Origin of the sequence: Sphingomonas sp. DC4900, assembly GCF_049896485.1 — a bacterium.
GTDB lineage: Bacteria > Pseudomonadota > Alphaproteobacteria > Sphingomonadales > Sphingomonadaceae > Sphingomonas > Sphingomonas aquatilis.
Map to the genome: position 1 here is coordinate 17,318 of NZ_JAFCUK010000023.1, position 13,629 is coordinate 30,946.

The 13,629-nt window shown below is 61.7% G+C and carries 8 protein-coding genes; 1 reads left to right on the forward strand and 7 read right to left on the reverse strand.

Annotation, left to right across the window (positions count from 1 at the left end; genetic code table 11):
• Positions 1-70: 70 nt before the first annotated feature.
• Positions 71-1,465, forward strand: a complete 1,395-nt coding sequence (locus tag ACP690_RS17235) for a hypothetical protein (protein ID WP_426261793.1) — start codon at positions 71-73, stop codon at positions 1,463-1,465.
• 182 nt (positions 1,466-1,647) lie between these two features.
• On the opposite strand, the gene ACP690_RS17240 is transcribed toward ACP690_RS17235, so the two are convergent.
• The 7 genes from ACP690_RS17240 to ACP690_RS17270 form a co-directional block, all read right to left on the reverse strand.
• On the reverse strand, positions 1,648-4,170 hold the full coding sequence (locus ACP690_RS17240; protein WP_426261792.1) for a S8 family peptidase: 2,523 nt from the start codon (positions 4,168-4,170) through the stop codon (positions 1,648-1,650).
• Complete coding sequence (locus tag ACP690_RS17245; RefSeq protein ID WP_426261791.1) at positions 4,171-5,250, reverse strand: AAA family ATPase; 1,080 nt, start codon at positions 5,248-5,250, stop codon at positions 4,171-4,173. It abuts the gene before it with no gap.
• Between the two features lie 714 nt (positions 5,251-5,964).
• Positions 5,965-6,951 (reverse strand): glycerophosphodiester phosphodiesterase family protein, encoded by a 987-nt coding sequence (locus tag ACP690_RS17250; protein ID WP_426261790.1) that lies wholly within the window; start codon positions 6,949-6,951, stop codon positions 5,965-5,967.
• Between the two features lie 29 nt (positions 6,952-6,980).
• Positions 6,981-7,841, reverse strand: coding sequence for a glycerophosphodiester phosphodiesterase family protein (locus ACP690_RS17255; protein WP_426261789.1), 861 nt, complete (start codon positions 7,839-7,841; stop codon positions 6,981-6,983).
• A 13-nt stretch (positions 7,842-7,854) separates the two neighbouring features.
• Positions 7,855-10,506: a TonB-dependent receptor gene (locus ACP690_RS17260; protein ID WP_426261788.1), complete on the reverse strand. Its 2,652-nt coding sequence runs from the start codon at positions 10,504-10,506 to the stop codon at positions 7,855-7,857.
• 175 nt (positions 10,507-10,681) lie between these two features.
• Entirely contained in the window at positions 10,682-11,872 is a 1,191-nt protein-coding gene (locus ACP690_RS17265; RefSeq protein ID WP_426256710.1) for an ROK family transcriptional regulator, read from the reverse strand.
• Positions 11,869-13,215 (reverse strand): MFS transporter, encoded by a 1,347-nt coding sequence (locus ACP690_RS17270; RefSeq protein WP_426256711.1) that lies wholly within the window; start codon positions 13,213-13,215, stop codon positions 11,869-11,871. Before ACP690_RS17270 ends, ACP690_RS17265 begins: the two co-directional genes overlap by 4 nt.
• Positions 13,216-13,629 lie beyond the last annotated feature (414 nt).

Sequence of the window (13,629 nt, forward strand, 5' to 3'; positions counted from 1 at the left end):
ACAAATGCAGAACACGTGGCAGGTTATCATCTGCTTTGATGAACGAGAGGCGCAGAGCTAGGGTGATGCAATGAGTGCTCCCGCTTCCCTTCCACGAAAATTGCGCCACGCTGGCAGCAGCGATTGGACGCAGGCGATTGACCGAGCGATCATAGCGGCCGAGGAGGCGGAACTGGAACTCTCGCGCCAGGGTGCGCATGCGCCGGCCGAGCAGCGAAAGGCAAGTGGTTCCTACTATACGCCCTCCGACGTAGCGGGGCATTTCTGGGACCTGTTCTTCCGCCACCATCGGATCAGTGACCTGGCGTCGCTCTTAGCCTTCACGTCGAGCAACGACCTGGTAGAGCCGTCAGCCGGCTCCGGAATGTTCGTTTTCAGCTTTCTGCGGAAAGCCGCGTCGCTTGGTGCTACGCCGGATAGCCTGGGAAGCCTCCGCTTTCACGTCATCGACATAAACCTATCCGCGCTGCGCTTCTTCGCCGAGCAGATGCGTCAAATCGAAGCCGCGGTGGGGGTTCGCTTCGTTGGCGTTGGGCCGTCACAGAACGACTTCCTAGAATGGACAAAAACCACCCACATCGAGAATGCCGTTTTCGTCGGCAACCCTCCCTTCATCACCAACCCGCGGGGGCATAGCTGGCGCAACCTCTACGCCGATTTCGTGGCGGCAATGCTGCAATATCGATCGGTGAAGGGCGTTAGCTTGATCCTGCCGCTGTCGGTTTGCTTCAGCCGCGACTATGCCGCGCTTCGGGATATGATCCGAAACGCGCGGATGGGGATCAGCGCATCCAGCTACGACAACATTCCAGATTGCCTATTCAAAGCCGGCAAGCCCGACAGCACGAACACGAACCGGGCCAACAGCCAGCGTTGCACGATCCTCAATTTAGGCGGCCCCGATCCGGACGTGAGGGAGGCGTCGGCTCTCCTTAGCTGGTCCGCACGTGAACGCGGGGCGGTGTTATCGAGCGTTCCCGATTTCCGGCCTATCCAGGACAGCGACCAGACCGGGCAGCTACCCCGGCCAGCATCTGATGCTTTGTCTAGCTACATGGAGAGCGCGAAGGGCGCTCGGCCTTTACGTGCCATGCTCTCCAAAATTGGACGCCCGGTGTTCGCGGTAGGCGGGGTCGCGCGTAACTATATCGGTATTCGCGACATCGACATGCCGGGGCCGGGTAGCATCCCAATTAAGGCAGCGTCAGAGGACGAGCGCGGCATCATCCTTCAAATTCTCTCTTCTGCGTTGTTCTACGACTACTGGCGCACCTACGGTGATGGGTTCCATGTTACCGTCGATCTCATCGAGCGCTTCCCTGTAACGCAGGATTTAATGGAGCGGTTCGCGCGCAATTTGGTGCACGCTCGGCAAATTTGGGCCGACCGAGCCGCATATGCAAAAGAGAAGCTTAACTCGGGCCGGGTGGTGCGGTCCTATGACTTCCGTACTGTCTTTGAATGAATCTAAACGCGCAAAAAGCCCATTCTAATCTTTGCTGTGATGATGGTATGATCCAGTCGCAAGTGTAGTGCTCGCTAAATGCAATCGGATCAGGCTTGGGAAACAACCGTGCTAGGAGCGGCACGGCCCTCCCCCGCTTCGCCCGCCGTCTTGATCAGTTCTTAATCCGCACGGTCAGCCGCTTAACGTCGGGCGCGGAGTCGAACGGCGGTGCGAACATCGTGCAGGTCTACCCGGCTGTTAACCAACTGGCGCCGTAGCTCTTGGAAAATTGGGCGGGTACGGTCCGGGTCCTCAATGGTCAGGATGAGCGAGAACGGCACTCCCTCTGGTGGAAACTCGGCCTCCGCCCGTACGATGCTTTCAACCTGGAGCTGCCATTCGGTGCTCGATCCGATGCCATCGCCGAAATTCTTCTGGTAGCGCTTGGTCGGCCACCATTTGAGACCGTGGGCGATAAGTGCCCGTTCGGGCGGTGTCATGCCTGCCGAACGCGGCAGAAAGCCCTGCTCGATCTGGTCGTTCCAGCTCGGCTCGCCGTCCTGCCGGTCGGTTGGCTGGCGCTGGCGCAGCTTGGCGTCGAGGTTGACGCGAACGAACTCAGTTCCGAACGCTTGGTCAATCGGCGGATCGTAAACCAGCGTCATCTTCACCTTGCCACGGCAGGCACGGGTCGCGGGCTCGACGAGCGAGGCTGGCCACGCGAACGGAAAGCGGAGGATAGCGGCGCGGCGCTCGCCGACCGTCAGCCTGCTCTCGAAGACGAGCGTGATAGCGTGTTCGTCCGTCTCCAGCATGCTCGCCGCGTCGGATGGTTGGCCGAAGCCGACGAACTGGCGGGCGACGTCGCGCAGCGATCGGTTCTGAAGGCATTGCGGCATGTCGGCGTTATGAACAGCAAACGCCCGCAAGGTGCGAACATCCAGTCGCTCACCGGTGATCGCGTCGAGGCTCGCCAACGTTTTGGCTACCAGAGGTGCCGCGAAGCTGGTGCCACGCGTTTCGCGGCGCATGCCGTCTAGGCCGCAGCTACCGAGCGCGGTGCTGTCGGGCAGCGCCGCATCGCCTGTTCCGCCATAATGGGCGAGATCGGGCTTTACGCCGACCCTCAATCCCGGTCCGCGCCGTGTATAGGTCGCCGGTGCGCCTTGAATGTGCGAGCTGTCTGGTGGGTTGAGAGCGCCTACCGCCACCGCGCGGACGCTCTCGCAGGGCATGAAGATCGTGTCCGGCGATGTCCGTGCCGCAAGTGCCTGTAGCGCCTGTCGCGGAGTACGCGGCCACGGCGAGCGCCATTCCGCGCCGCTGAGGTTGCCGGCTGAATTGACTATGACGACGCCGTGGCGGTCCTGTATCTCGTCGAGCCGGGCAGCATAGACGCTGTAGAGGTTCTGCTCGACCGGCGACGTGATGTTCAGTGACATGTTGAAGATGCGCACTCCGTGATCGCGGCGTGCGTCCATGATCGCGGCTTCCAATTCCTCAAGGAACGCCTCGAACCCGCGCGGGCCGTAAACGTCCAGAAAGCGCCCGGCCGGCATCAAGGGAATATCGATGATGTCGCAACCGTCCACCTCCCGGCCGATCTCGGCAGTGTTGGCACCGCGAGCGCCGATCAGGATGCCGGATACCAGTGTGCCGTGAACCGGGTCGTACTGATCCTCATCGAGGAAATCGTGCCGGTGCCGCACCCAGCCATTCAATACGGCGCAGGTGCCGGTGTCGATTACACCGACCTTCGGGTAGGTTGCCCCCTCGACCCGCGCCGGGATGGCGAATGGTGTCGATGTAGGCACGGCGGTCGGGCTGGACGTTTCCAGCATGACCGGAAAGCGGATGCGGCGGACCAGCGGATGCGCTGCAAGCGTGTTGAGCACGTCTTCGTGGCGCGACACGTCGCGGTCAATGTTGGCGCTGGCCGGTTCCAGAGACAATTCGCCTTGCACAGCCCGTCGGTCTTCAATCAGCGGATTCCGCTTCGCATCGGTGACCAGCACCTCCAGCGACGGCACCCCGCCCGGACTGGGTAGTAGCGCCGCATACATCCCCTGTCCGAGCGCGGCGATCTCTCGTTGCAACGTCTGGAAGCTGAAGCGTAGGCCTAGCACGTCATCGCCGGTCACGACCTCCAAAGGTCGTTGCTCAAACAGCTCAACGACGTAGCCGCTTGCTGCCGATGGTTGCAGCAGCGCCTGCACCGCCTGTGCGGCGGAAAAGCCGCGCTTGGTGTCAGGCGGCGCTATCTCTATTTCCTCGATCGCGCCCAATTCGGAACGCGCGCGCGTCACATAGTGATAGGCGTGACCGTTGCGGCTGACGCGTTCTTCGCCGTGCAGTTCCGCCATCTCGAAACGGTTTCGCAGGCGATGAATGTGATGGCGCGGCAGCCGGAAAAACAGCTCGCCAGGCGCCCCCGCTCCGACGCAGGGGAACTGATCGCGCAGGAACAGGCTGCGATTAGGCCGATATGACTTGGCGATAGCTTCTGTCCGCATGCGCACGCGAACATAGGCCAGCGGACCGAATGGGGAGCCAGCCAGTGCCTTGTCGATGCCATCAAGGCGGCCCAGCATGGCGGCTTTGTGCTTCGCGAAGCCGGCATCGTTGCCGGCGAAGAAGTCTTTGTCGGGCCCGGCCCGGCCCGCATCCGGCGCGCGGATATAAGACTCGTCGTTGAGAACGATCTGGACGGGGTTATTCGCCATTTACGCCTCCCCGGCCGCTGCACGGTGACGGTTCTCCCACTCCGCCGACCAGCGCGAAATCTTGCTCTGGCTGCACTGGAACATCTGGGCGAGGCTGTCTTGGCGCACGCCGAGATCGGCGTGGAGGACGGCGCCGATGAAGCTGGCTTGATCGTGCATGAACAAGCGGGCCGGCTCCATGTCGTCAGCGTCGAGGCCGAGGCGCGGAAGTACCGACCGGGTTGCGTTGACGATCGCGGCCGGCGTGACCTCGCCGCCGTCCAGTGCGAGGCGGCGCCTCACGCCATCGCTGAATGTTTTGAGATCCGAACCCGAGCGCGCGCCTGCGATGAAGCTGAGCGTCTTGAGTACGTCTTCGCCCAGCGCCAGCGAGCCGAGAAACTCACGCAGCATCGACAACCGTGTAGGCGCGTCGGGCAGGCCGATGCGGATATGGTTCTCGAACCGCCGCCATACCGCCGGGTCGAGCAGGCCGTCGTGATTGGTGATGGCGATCGTCAGCCCTCGCTCAGCGCGGGCGTCCAGATTTTGCAACAGCGTGTTCACTACGCGCTTGAGTTCGCCAAGTTCGTGCGGATCGTCGCGCATTTTCGCCAAGGCATCGAACTCGTCGAGGATCAGGACACACTGATAACGGTTAGCGAAGTCAAACAGATTGGCGATGTTACGGGCGGTGGTCCCGAGAAACGAGCTTACCAAGCCATCAATCCGCGCGTTGAGCACCGGCAGCCCCAAACGCGCTGCCAGCCTGAAGGCTGTCAGGGTCTTGCCCGTGCCGGGCGGGCCATAAAACAGGCACGAGCGTGACGGCTCGACGCCCATCGACCGGAGGGCAGCGGAACGCTGCCACTCCGATACCATTCCCTGCAGGGCCAGTTCGAGCGTCTCACCATAAATGGGGGTCTGCCCGCCTTTGCCGGGGTCCAGCACGATCTCGGCGAGCGGCACGCTGGTTTCCCGATCGACCGGCGGATGTACATTGGCGGTCAGGAGATCGCCGGTGACGAGGCTGCGCGATACCTCGACGACACTCGGGGACAGCGTCGCTTCGCTGCCTGCGCTGTCGAGAAGGCCAGCCAAGGCTTCAGCCTCTCGCTCCTCTCCCGCCTTCCTTAGACGGTCCCGCAGCCGTTCGACCTGTCGCCGAAAGCGGAATTCGCCACCCTCAAGGCCTATCCTGCATAGGCTTTGAACCGCTGAAAAATGCTCCATCTGATATCCTGAATCGGGTATCACCCGTTAAATATGCTACTCAGAAACGCTTTATGCTATATAGAGCAGATATATGCAAATATATTGTTGTTTATTCGATGGCGCCCTACGTCGGCAAGCTTGGCAATCGTCAAGGGTGTCGTGGGTATCCATGTTCGCACTGCAATTGAACGGAAGCAGGGGCTAGGCGTTCGCAAAACGGCCGGGGCTGTTGAAAAAGGCTCGAGGCTGCCCGGCTAGGTTGGCTCGCAAAGGATTGGGATTTGGGGAGCCGGCGTGCCGGGCGCGAGCGGCGAAAAGCGGTGTGAAATGGAGAGGGAAGATGGCAGATTGAGCAGGTGATCGACCGCCTCTGTGACGCTTGCCGAACTGGCTACCACGCGCCGTTCGACCGTTTTCACCAAGTTGCCGTATCCGAGAACGGTCCCACCTTTCTCAACAAGTGCGAGCGGTGCGGAACGCTTTGGCACGAGACGTTGCACGACGCGCAATCGTCAGCTCGACGAAAGCGGTAGAGTTATACCCGAACGCTCCTACATGGCCCGCCTCACCAGATATTGACCAAACCCATTCACGCCCAAACTACCGACATTCAATGCGTGTCGCGCGTCCATTTGGATAACGGGCTGCGAAATCCTTGAGGGCTTCGGGTTGATCGGTTTGGATCATGGAGAAGCCGGCGCGGATCAGGCGTCCCCAGACCCGGTCAGGATCCACTAGGGCCTGCGCATCGCCTCCGCCCGGACCGTCGCGGTAATAGCCCTCCTGAAGGCTATTGGTCCAAAGGCGCACACCGCCCTTGCGCGCCAGATGCGCCAGGGCCGTCAGGGCCGGGCAACCCAGTTGCGGCGTGCCGAAACTGACCGGGCGACGGCGTGCGGAAAGCTGCCGGCGGGCCTGGGCGACGATTTCATCCGGCGTGCCCGTCACCTTGGTCAGGATCGGCATGAAGGGGACGCGATCATAAGGGGGAATGGATGCCAGAGCCTGACTGGCAGGTCCGACCCGGGTCTTGAGAAGCACATCCTGCGCGAAGCCGCCACGCACCGCCTCGTCTATGACTTCGCCATAGATCGCTTCCTGTATGTCGAGATTGAACAGGATGCGTCCTCCGCCGTACCGCAGCATTTCGGTCAGGGTGGGCACGCGCTGATCGGTCAGGGCGGCGGTCGCGCCGCCCAAGTCCGCGCGCAAATGCAGCCCCTTGATCTCGGCCAAGGTCATGTCGCTAACATTGCCGCTGCCATCGGTGGTCCGATCGACCTTCGCATCATGCATCATGACCAGATGACCGTCGCGAGTTCGACGGACGTCGGTTTCCATCATGTCCACGCCCATGGCGATGCAATGGTCCAGCGCCTGCAACGAATTCTCCGGCGCGGAGGGAAGGCCGTGGCGCGGCGCGGCGGCATGACAGCCGCGATGGGCGACGACCATCACGCCGGCGCCGGCGTCCGCCAGACGTTGCCGGAGCGGCTGCGCGGAATTGACGGATGCCCCGCCGCCGCCTGCAAAGAGCGACGCGGAAAGAATGATTCCGCAAAGGCGAAGGGTCTTGGCCTTTGTCATGACAATTGCTCCGGAATGCCGCGTACTTCTCAGCGGATCGTCTGATGTCGCCCGAGCCTCGCCATGCGGGCAATCAGGCTTTGCGGACGATCCGTCTGGATAATGGTGACGCCGGTCTCGATCACGCTATCGTAGCTCGCGCCGTCATCGCCCGCGGCGGCCTTGTCGGTCGCGCCGAGGACATTGACCATGCCTCTGACACCCCGTTGGTCGAGCCCGGCGACCAGCGCGGATGTGAGATAGGCTGGCTCCAGATGCACGAAACGAGGCTTCGAAATGCTGACATAGTCGTCGAGTTCGACAGCCGTGCGGGCCAGTCGCAGCGTCGCCCCGCCCTGCCATGCGGCTTGCATGTTTTCCAGCCAGCGGGGGTCGTCGGCGTAGAAGAGCGCATGCCGCATGCCGGTTTGGCGCAGGATCGCGGCAACCTCCGATGCGCGGTCGACCTTGAGGTGCAGATCGACCACGATGCGGTCCCGGGCGGTGCGCAGGGCCGATTCCAGTGTCGGCACGCGATACCGGCTGGGCTTGCCGTCGGGATCGAGCAGGCGCAGCTGTTCGATCTGGGCAAATGTCATACTTTCGACGTGACCTTGGCCGTTCGTCGTTCGAGCCACATCGGAATCGTGCATCAACACGGCAATATTGTCACTGGTGAAGCGGACATCGATTTCCACGACATCGACGCCCAGCCGGATCGCGTGACGAAGGGCCGGGATCGAGTTTTCCGGGACTTCGCCATGGACGCCGCGATGCGCGGCGACAAAGGAGCGTGCTCCGGGCGCCGCATTGAGCGCGGTCCAGATGGCGTCGGAGCGATGCGCCTGGACCGGCTGGCTGGCAACCAGGGCCGCGCCGATCACCGACGCGGTGAAGAAGGATTTATGCATTTCGCTGTCTCCGTCAAAATTTGTAGGATGCGCCGGCGAAGAACGAGCGGCCATTGTCGATAATGTCTCTGATGACGGCGCCGCCCGGGCCGAAATAGCGCGTCGGGCGATCGTTCCCGACATTCTTTGCGGTGACGATGAAGTTGAGATTGCGCGTCAGGCGATAGGATGCCTGAAGATCGACGATGTTCGCCGCGCCGAGAAAGCGATCATTGGCCGCGAAATCGGTACCGACCACCGACAACTGGCGGCCGGTGTAATTATAGGCGGCTTTCGCGCTGAAACGCCCGGTGCTGTAGAACAGGCTGGCGTTGAAAACGGTCTTGGCCTGTTCCAGCAGCGAACCAAGTTGACGATAGCTGCCGTCGTTCATGCGGATGCTGGTGGGATTGGTCTTGAGCAGGGTGACGTTGGTCGAAAAGCCAAGTCCCTTGAACAGCGGGGACACCGCGCCAAGAGTGGAGACCGTCAGCCCGAGTTCGAGGCCCTCGACCCGCGACTTGTCGAGGTTGCGGGCCTGCCTGACCGACACCAGCGTCGGCACGCCGGCTAGATCGAGGGTGTCCTCTGACACGGAATCGAAGATTTCATTGCTGATGTCCTTGCGGAACAGCGCGACCGAAAAGATGCTGTCCTGGGCGAAATACCATTCAAGCGACAGGTCGTAATTGTCCGCCTGCCGGGCCTTGAGGTCGGAATTGCCCTGCGCGACCGAATATCCGGCGGGTGTCCGCGTGATTGTGGCGGGCGTTGCCAGATCGTCATAATTGGGACGGCCGATGGCCCGGGCATAGGCCGCCCGCACCTTGACGGTGTCGGTCAGGTCGTAGCTCGCATTGAACGAGGGCAGGACATTGCCGTAGCTGCTGCTGTGCCGGGCCGGCGTGTAGGTTGCGGGCGAGACGAAAGAGGAGCGCGTCAAGGACGAGCTTTCGAAATCGGTCAGTTCATAGCGGACGCCCGCAATCACCCGCAACCGGTCGCCGTGCCAGGCCGCCATCGCATAGCCGGCATAGATATTCTCCTTCACGCCGTAATTGCCGGCGATATTATTGTCCGCCGTCGCGGCGGTCAGGGCATAATTGGCCTTGTTCGCTTGGAAATAGGCTTCCGCCGCGTTCTGATCGACCAGCAGCATTGTATAGGCCGGGTCCAGGAACGGGGAGAAGCTGTTGGCGCGGACTTGCGTGCTCAGCAGCGGCGCCACCGCGCTGGAGACGGGCTGATAATAGCTTTCGCTGTGATCATAGGCTCGGTCGAGCAGCCGGGCCTGTACGCCGGCCTTGATCCCCAATCCTCGGCCGGACATGTTGTGGCCATAGTCCAGCCCAACGGTTGTGGCCTTTTCCTTGTTGCGGTTCAGGCCGTAACCGTAAAGCGTCTGCCGGTAGCGGGCCGGTTCGGCGGCGGCGGCGTTGCGCGCCGTCAGGATCGGGAAGTTCTGGTCATTATAGGCATAGTCATAGCCGAACAGGCTCGATGCGCTGCCGCTGGTATAGATGCTTTCCACATTGGCGCTGCTGAATGTGCCGATGCCGTAGCTCGCGCGCAGGTTGATTGCATCCCGGTCGGTCGGCGACAGATCGAGCGTGCCGGTGACATAGCGGATCTGGCGGCGCTGGAAATATCTGTCATATTGAACGGTGCCGGTGCCGGACTGCGCGGTCCCGCTGGTGGCGGTAACATTGCTGTGATTGCCCGAAATGGCGAGAACATTGTCGTTGCGGTCCTCCTTGTTCTTGTGCGTGAACTGAGCCGCCGAGATGCTCGCCGCGACACCATTGTGATTGTTGAACTCCAGCTTGGCGAACGCGCCCAACCGATCGCGAAGATTGTCATAGACATAGTAGTCACGCCGCAGCGGGGCGCGGTTGGCGGTGGACAGATTCGGCGCGCTGAGGGCTAGGCGTGCGCCCGTTGTGGGATCATAATAGCCATAGCTGGCCGCCGTCGGGTCCGTTGACGAGGAATCGCGCCGGAAATAGCTGCCCCCCAGAGCCAGTCCGAACTGCTTGTCGCTACCAAAGCGGGTGGTGATTAAGGCGTCGATCCTGCCCGAAGGCGTGTGGCTGCTGTAGTTGCGCCCATTTTGATAGTCGCCATAATCCACCCTGATCGAGCCGAACAGATCCTTGTGATCGAAGGCGCTGGGCGTCTGATAATTGATCTGCCCGCCAATCGCATTGCCGTCCATATCGGGCGTCAGCGATTTCGTGACCGTGATCTGGGTGGCGGCGGTCGAAGGCAACACGTCGAGCGAGACGCTGCGCCGCCCGACTTCGGTGGAAGGCAGGACGATGCCATCACGGACGATCGACGTATAGGCCGAATTCAGGCCGCGAATGCCGACAAACTGGTCCTCGCCGCGCTGGTTGTTCTGGACCAGCGAAATGCCGGGAATGCGCCGCATGGCTTCGCCAAAGCCGAAATCGGGTAATGACCCCACTTCGGATGCCGACACGACGTCGGCAATGCGCGGATTGTCGCGCTTGGCGCGGATCGCCGCGCGGTTCGCGTAACGCTCACCGGTCACGACGATTTCGTCGGCCTTCGCGGTTTCCGACGGCTCCGGCGACGGCGATGATTGCGCATGCGCCATCGAAGCCGCGCCAAGCGCGAGCAGCCCGACGCTGCGATAAAAATTCATGCGTATATTATGGTTCATGGCTTGCCCCTGCAACCGATCCGATGTTGCGGCGCAATACCACTCTCCGTGCGTAGAATTTATGACATTCCACACTTGCAGCGTGATAATATTATCTCGAATATATCACTGTTTTCATTGATGATTTAATATACCATACCTGCACAATGCCCGAATTGCACTTCAAGCCGCAGCGTCAGAAGTACAAAGCCCGCAGCGGAAGGGTGGCCGCGCCGATCGCTACCGGATCGCGTGGCGAAGCGGCGAACCGAAGCTCCGGAGCCTTGCGCTGGAACCCGCGCCGTTCGGGACTATATAGGCGTATCCGATCGATAAGGGGCGCGGCCAGTGCTTCAGGCAGGCGTCCGCCCAGAACGATCATGCCGGGATCGACCGCCGCATGAATGCCATTAACGATCATCGTGAGCGACCGTCCGGCCTGTTCCAGCCAAGCCGAAACCCCTGCCCAATCCAACTCGAAATCGGCGAGGAACTGGCGCAGCGTCCGATAGGACAACCCTTCCGCGTCGTTGACCATGCGCATCAGATTGCCAAGCGAGGGCGATAGATATTCCGGCGGCAACATGCCACCGAACTCGCCGGCATTGCCATTCACGCCGCGCATCGGCTGACCGTTGCGGATCATTCCGCCGCCAAAGCCTGTCGCAAAATGCAGATAGGCGAAATCATCCACCTCACGGCCGTATCCGAGCAAGGATTCCCCTACAGCAGCGGCCGTGCCATCATTTTCCACCCATACAGGCATATGGAGCGCGTCGCGAAAAATCCGGTCGAGCTCGACAAAGGCCCAGTCATCAAGGGCCGGCGGATTGACTTGGCTGCCATCGCCAACGAAATAGCCGGTTATCCCGATCCCCAATCCGGCCAGCCTCGCCGTGTCGAGGCCCTGCGCGGCCCGCGCTGCGATGAAGCGCCGGATCAAGACGATCACATCGGCAGGCGTGGGCGAATCGATCGTTGAGATATCCTCCGCAATCACGCCTCCGGCCAGATCCAGGGCCGTCAGCGCAACCCCGTCGGCGGTGACGGACAGACCCAGCGAAAAGGCGGCATCGGGATTGATGCGAATGATCGGGCTGGGCTGCCCGCGTCCATTGCGAACGCTGCTGCCGATTCCCACCAGATCGCGCCGGACCAGGCGATCGACGATCCGCGACACCGACTGCTGCGTCAGGCATGACGCTTTTGTCAGATCCGAACGCGTGGCATCGGCATGACGCTGGATCAGGCTCAGGATCAAGCGATCGCCGGGTGTTTCGGGGCTGGGCCTGCCGCCTTCGCCAGGGTCATCCGTAACGGGCTGCATCGGGCCTGCCTCTTCGCCGGAACCGGCACCGCCCCTGATTGCCTGCACGCCTGTCTTCATCGCCATTGGCCAGCGCTGGTACCGGGCGAGCGGACGGATGTCGAGGCGGATATGGTGGCGCTGCCGGCCCTGACGCACGCCACGATGACCATGCAGACCAGCGCCCCCACTATCGGCGCACCGACCATGGCCAGCGATAAGGGCGACAAGGGCGCCGCCAGTGTCGCCATGCTGTTGGCATCGAGCATGTAGCCCAGCAAAAAGGCGGCAAGCGCCTGGGCTGTTTTGGATACGGCCGTGAACGTCGCGAAGCGAAGCGTCACGATCCCGGACGATGCGACCTGGGCCAACAGCGTCCACAGCATTGCGTTGATAGCGCCGAAGGCGATGCCGCAACCGATGCTCACGGCAGCGGCCATAGCCGGCTGACCTCGCGCGAACAGGCCGAAACCGAGCGCGGCGAGAATTTGGGCGAAAGCTGCGAGCAGCATGCCGTTCATCGAGCCAAGGCGGCGATGGATGCCGATCCACAAAAACTGGGCCATCAGATTGCCGATGGAGATCAGGGTCATCAAGGACCAACTCGTTGCGCCGCGCATCCCATATGCCGCAAGATAGGCTTCCAGCCGTTCGAAAATGGCGGTCGACAGGCTGATCCCGAATGCCATGACCATCAGCGCTGCGACGGGGAACAGCATCGGCACGGGATGGGGCGCGCCATGAGTCCGCCCGGTCGCGCCATGCCCCAGGCAGCTTGCGTCCCCGCTTTCTTGCGGGCAGCGGGCGAGCCAATAGGCGCTCGCCGTGGCAATGATCGCGATGCTCAGCCCCAACAGGGCGAATAGGGTGGAACCCTTGGCCTGCTGGTTGATCAACAGCGGGCCGGCAAGCCCAGTGACGACAATCGTCGCCACCCCGCCAAGCGCAAGCCGCACGCCGACGAGTTTGGCCCGGACTTCATTCGACACGTCGAAAAGGGACAGCAACGCATTCTGCGGAACGTCCGCCATGGCATATAGCAGGCGAAAGGCGATCAGCGTTGCGATCACGAAACTCGCGCGCAGGGACGCTTCCACCAGTCCCGACAGGCAGAAAGCCGCAAAGGCGGCGCTTGTGCAGGCGATGCCGATCAATTGCTGCCGCTTGGCGCTTGCGCTCGATGAGGCGGTCCTCCCCAGCCACGCACCGACCAGCCCATCGGCGACCGCGCTCAGAAGCAGCGTCGCGCCTATCGCCATGCCAGCGAGCTTAGGAGAAAGGCCACATATTTCAGTCAGATAATATAGGAACAGCAGGGCGCTGGACTGCCACAGCATGCTCTTACCGAAATGCGCAATTCCGTATCGGACGTGAATCTGGACCGGGTTGGCCGAAGCGTTCGGCGTTCGGGTGCGCGAGATCAATCTTGTGCCGATCGGTCGATAAATGGTGCCGAGCGCCTATGCAGCCAAATTGTGACAGGAAATTATCATTGTGGTGGGGCTATCCCGGTTTGCAGTGGATGGTCGGCCCGGCTGACGTGACAAGTTCATTCAGCCAGCCGCGTGCTGGCGGATAGCATTCCTTGAGCGGCGCGTCGGGGAACGCCGGCTTACTGAATATTCGGTCCGAAACTGGTCATCCTGGAATTGGCCAGAGCTTGCCATCTCATCGCTATACGAAAAACAGGTGTATCCCGACATCCGAGCGGGCCTGTTGGTGCTTAGACCCCATGACTGCCGGAGCCTTGGAGGCTCGAATCTGAGATGCTGATGATGGATTTGTCAGCAGCGGAGACGAGTCATGACGGAGGCAGTGAAATACGTTGGTCTGGACGT